The organism is Brevibacillus sp. (genome assembly GCF_003521185.1).
Taxonomy (GTDB): domain Bacteria; phylum Bacillota; class Bacilli; order Brevibacillales; family Brevibacillaceae; genus Brevibacillus; species Brevibacillus parabrevis.
Genome location: NZ_DOTK01000017.1, coordinates 1 through 4,385 on the forward strand (window position 1 = coordinate 1; position 4,385 = coordinate 4,385).

Genomic DNA, 4,385 nt, shown 5'->3' on the forward strand with positions numbered 1-4,385 from the left:
TTGGCTTTTGGCTTTTGGCTTTTACAAAATAATGAGTTCGCGCGGGGAATGCGTCAATACATCGTTGCCTGTATCGGTGACAACAAGGTCATCCTCGATTCGGACTCCGCCAAGCCCCGGAATATAAATACCTGGCTCGACAGTCAAAACCATGCCCGCCGCAAGAATCGCTTCGCAACGTGTCGACATGAACGGCTCCTCATGAATGTCCAGCCCTACGCCATGGCCCATGCCGTGACCAAACCGTTCGCCGTATCCGTGTTGCGCGATGTAGTCGCGAGCGAGCGCATCTGCCGCTTTTCCAGACAGCCCGGGGCGAATCCCCGCTACCGCACGATTTCGCGCTTCGAGAACGATGCCGTATATTTCTTGAAGCTGTTCATGCGGCTGTCCGACGGCAACTGTACGGGTAATGTCGGAGCGATAGCCTTGGTACAGAGCGCCAAAGTCCATGGTCACCATATCGCCGCTCTCGATCTTTTTGTCGCTCGCCACCCCGTGCGGCAGAGCAGAGCGATGACCGGAGGCGATAATGATGTCAAAAGCAGAGCCTGACGCTCCTTGTTTGCGCATGAACATTTCCAGCTCATTAGACACATCCAGCTCTGTAATGCCTGGGCGCAAGAACGTCAAGATGTGAGCAAAAGCCGCATCCGCTATCTGTGCGGCTGTCTTGATCTTGTCCAGCTCGTCTGCGCTCTTGATCATGCGCAGCCCCTCGACTACGCCAGCAACCGGCAGCAAACGTGCTTGAATCGCATCCGCATACTTTTGATGCAAAGCATACGTCACGTTTTCTGATTCAAAACCGAGGGTCTGGATGCCCATTTCCTCTGCCTGGCGAGCGACTTCGCTGTAAACGGATTCTTTTGTCGGCAAAAATACAATCTCAAAATCGACAGCCTGGGCTTTGGCCTGCTCCGTATAACGGAAGTCAGTGAACAGCTTTGCCTCGTTCCGCGATACAAGCACCACTCCGTATGTACCTGTAAACCCGGTCAAATAGCGGCGGTTTTGCCCGTTTGTAACGAGCATTCCATCCATTCCCAAAGCATCGAATTGTGTGCGCAGACGTGTCAATTTGTCCATGTGGTCATCCCTCTTCGCTTCTGTGATTTTCGTTCTTTTTCTATAAGCTCTATAAGCAATCCTCGTGCCAAGCTTCCTTGCCCATTTGCGCTTTCTGCGGGGGTTTGTCTGTTGTTTTTATTGTAACACTCGCTGCTTCTGGCACGACACTTGCATTTTGCTATCTGACAACAACGAAGGGAGGCTTTTTGCATGGACGCACAGCAGGTGATCATTTGTCGCTGCGAGGAAGTATCTCTGGAAGAGCTGCTGAGCACTGCCCGCGAGTACCAGTGCACCGCTCGCGAATTGAAGCTGCGGACCAGAGCTGGCATGGGCTGCTGCGGTGGCAGAACGTGCCGGATTTTGATCGAGCAAATCGTTGAACAAGCAACAGGCCAAGTGCCTACGCATACAGTTTCGCTTGGATATCAGCCGCCTGTACGGCCCATTTCGTTTCAAACGCTTGGAGGAAAAAGCTCATGAGTCAACGCATCTTCCATCATCCTGTGCTTGGTTCTATGGAAGAAAGAACCGCTCTCCAGTTTCAGTTCAACGGCGCTGTTTATACCGCTTACGAAGGGGAAACCATTGCCGGCGCGCTTTTGGCTGCTGGCGTGCGCACGCTTCGGGTTCATGAAGAAACAGGGGCTCCGCGGGGCATTTACTGTAACATTGGCCATTGCTACGAATGCCGTGTGCATGTGGACGGTATCCCGACTGTGCGAGCGTGTATGACTCTTGTTACAGAAGGAATGTGCGTAACAGCAGGCTCCGTTCTGCCGACTCCGCTGAAAAAAGGAGGGCACGCAAAATGAACGATGTTCTGGTCATCGGAGCTGGCCCTGCTGGCTTATCTGCTGCCATTGCCGCCGCCCGGCAAGGATTGTCTGTGAAAATCGTCGATGAGTTTTATCGGCCGGGCGGCAGACTGCTCGGACAGTTGCACGAAGAACCGGACGGGGTATGGTGGAACGGCTTGGCTGAAGCCGCCCGCCTGGATCAGGAAGCCAGAGCACTTGGGGTCAACATCTCCTGTGGTGTTTCGGTGTACGATATTGCCCGCTGCGACGACCGCTGGCGGATTTCCACGACAGAAGGCGAGTGGGAGTCTTCGCTGCTGCTGATTGCTACCGGGGCGTCCGAAGCTGCGGTTCCCGTTCCCGGCTGGACATTGCCCGGTGTGATGTCGATTGGAGCCGCACAAGTTATGACAAATGTGCAGCGTGTTCGCGTAGGCAAAAAAGGCGTGGTGATCGGCGTCAATATTTTGTCTGTCGCGATTGCCAGAGAGTTGCAGCTGGCTGGCGTGCATGTCGAGCAGTTGATTTTGCCTCCCCTGTCTGAGGTGAGCGGAAAGGCAGGACGGCCCCATGAAATTATGCGCTCGTTGCTGCGGGTCGCCCATCTCGCCCCCTCGCCTGTCATTCGCCTCGGAAGCAAGCTGATGGGCAGCGAGTGGATGCAGCGGTTGGCGGTTGCTTTTTTTCCGTCCAAAGGTGTGCGCATGTGGGATATGCCGATCCATTTGCGCACAGCCGCATTGGAGATCGTCGGAACTTCACAGGTGGAGGGAGTCAGGACTGCCCGCGTCACGCCGGAAGGATTGCCGATTCCCGGGACAGAACAACTCATTCCGGCTGACTTTGTTTGCATTGCGGGCGGGTTGAGTCCACTCGCAGAGCTGGCGGCCATTGCCGGATGTCCTTTTGCCTATGTTCCCGCCCTCGGAGGACACGTCCCTTTGCACGATGAATACATGAAAACGCCTTTGCCGGGACTGTACGTTGCAGGCAATATTACGGGAATCGAAAGCGCCAGGGTTGCGATGAGCCAAGGGACGGTCGCGGGTCTGAGCATGGCGCAAGCATCCGGATTGCTTGCAGATGATTCATTACTGTCGCAAGCGCAGCTCCAGGTCAAACGCGTGCGGCAAAACGCAACGATCCAGTTTCACCCCGATATTGCGGCTGGGCGAGAGCTTGTCGGGCAAATGGCCGCTGCGTGGACAGCCAGATAAGGGGCTTTTTAGGTAGAGAGGCATGTCTGGGGCTTCCTGATAAGCGGGCTTTTCAGGCAGATTGACCGTTGCGGCGGTATCCCGATAGTGACTTTTCAGATAGAGGGACACTGTCTGGGGCTTCCTGATAAGCGGGCTTTTCAGGCAGATTGACCGTTACGGCGGTATCCCGATAGTGACTTTTCAGATAGAGGGACACTGTCTGGGGCTTCCTGATAAGCGAGTTTTTCAAGCAGATAACCATTGCAGCGGTATCCAGATAAGTGGTTTTTCAGATTTTTTCAACGAAAACGAGCAGATGGTTTCCTCCTGGTTCGGGAATCAATCTGCTCCTTCTGTGTTGTTCAGCGTATTTATACTGTTCGTAGTATTCGCAGCATGTCCGGGCGGAATTGCTTCTCCAGCGATGTCGGAAATCGCGCCTTCTGCTACGCTTATGTAATGAGCAACAAGCTCCGGGTAATCAGCCAGCTCCTTTTCTCCCGAAGCGGTTAGCGCGTACACCCCTCGCTTGACTCTCGTGAACCAGCCGTAAAAATTTTTGCTGAGAATCGAAGCGGTCTTCTCCTGCGCCCCTTTTTCCTTTAACGCCTTTGGCGATAACGGGCCAAAATGCTGAAGCAGGGCGGCGATCTGGATGCAGCCTTGCTTGTACGCTGTCATGATCTTCGTCTGATTGCTGCCGCCTACATTGTAATCTCCGTACCTGCCGCGCATTTCTTTGATGATTCGCTCTCGTTTCTTCTTGTTAAACTTTTGGCTTTTGCCCCGGTCAAATGGTGCCGGAGAAATGCTCAGCTCCATAGTCGCGCCTTTTTTCGGAAACGACACAATGATCAAGCCCAGTTCCAGCCTTCTGATGAGATATACGACGTCTTGCCACTTTTTTGAATACATTTTGTATTTCGGCTTGGGAATCGCGACGTACACATGATCGGTATATCTTTGGCGCTTGGCTGCCTGAATCAGCAAGTCGACACTGAGATTGCGCTTGAACTCGACAATGATCAGCTCGTCTTCCTTGATGGCCGTCAAATCGCAATGATTGACCTCTCCAAATACTTCATACCCTCTGCCGACAAAATAGTCACGAATAGGGGCGTACATATCCACTTCATACGGTTTGGCTGATTTTAGCTTCATGCGTTTCTCCTTTCTTGCATCAATCGTCTCATTATTTGACGCTGAAAATGCAAAAAAAGCCACGCAATGGGGCTTGCACGGCTTTTCACGGAATTGTTTCGTTCATTCCCTGAAAACTGAATACGCATGAATGCTAAGAGTGTGTGGATAAGTC

5 protein-coding genes are annotated in these 4,385 nt (G+C 53.1%); 3 read left to right on the forward strand and 2 right to left on the reverse strand.

Going from position 1 to position 4,385, the window contains the following annotated elements; translation table 11 throughout:
- Nucleotides 1-21: 21 nt before the first annotated feature.
- Complete coding sequence (locus tag DEP07_RS04390; protein ID WP_122965992.1) at nt 22-1,089, reverse strand: M24 family metallopeptidase; 1,068 nt, start codon at nt 1,087-1,089, stop codon at nt 22-24.
- Nucleotides 1,090-1,281: 192 nt separating this feature from the next.
- On the opposite strand from DEP07_RS04390, the gene DEP07_RS04395 reads away from it, so the two are divergent.
- Genes DEP07_RS04395 through DEP07_RS04405 form a run of 3 tightly spaced genes read left to right on the forward strand, consistent with a single transcriptional unit; the run spans nt 1,282 to nt 3,088 of the window.
- Nucleotides 1,282-1,554 carry a (2Fe-2S)-binding protein gene (locus DEP07_RS04395; protein WP_063227839.1) on the forward strand — a complete coding sequence of 91 codons (273 nt, stop codon included), beginning with the start codon at nt 1,282-1,284 and terminating at the stop codon, nt 1,552-1,554.
- A complete protein-coding gene (locus tag DEP07_RS04400; RefSeq protein ID WP_122965993.1) occupies nt 1,551-1,886 on the forward strand; it encodes a (2Fe-2S)-binding protein in 336 nt (111 codons plus the stop codon). Before DEP07_RS04395 ends, DEP07_RS04400 begins: the two co-directional genes overlap by 4 nt.
- Entirely contained in the window at nt 1,883-3,088 is a 1,206-nt protein-coding gene (locus DEP07_RS04405; RefSeq protein ID WP_287102177.1) for an NAD(P)/FAD-dependent oxidoreductase, read from the forward strand. Before DEP07_RS04400 ends, DEP07_RS04405 begins: the two co-directional genes overlap by 4 nt.
- 321 nt (nt 3,089-3,409) lie before the next feature.
- Here the strand turns inward: DEP07_RS04405 and DEP07_RS04410 are convergent, their stop codons facing one another.
- On the reverse strand, nt 3,410-4,231 hold the full coding sequence (locus DEP07_RS04410; RefSeq protein ID WP_287102178.1) for a DUF2161 domain-containing phosphodiesterase: 822 nt from the start codon (nt 4,229-4,231) through the stop codon (nt 3,410-3,412).
- Between the last annotated feature and the right edge of the window lie 154 nt (nt 4,232-4,385).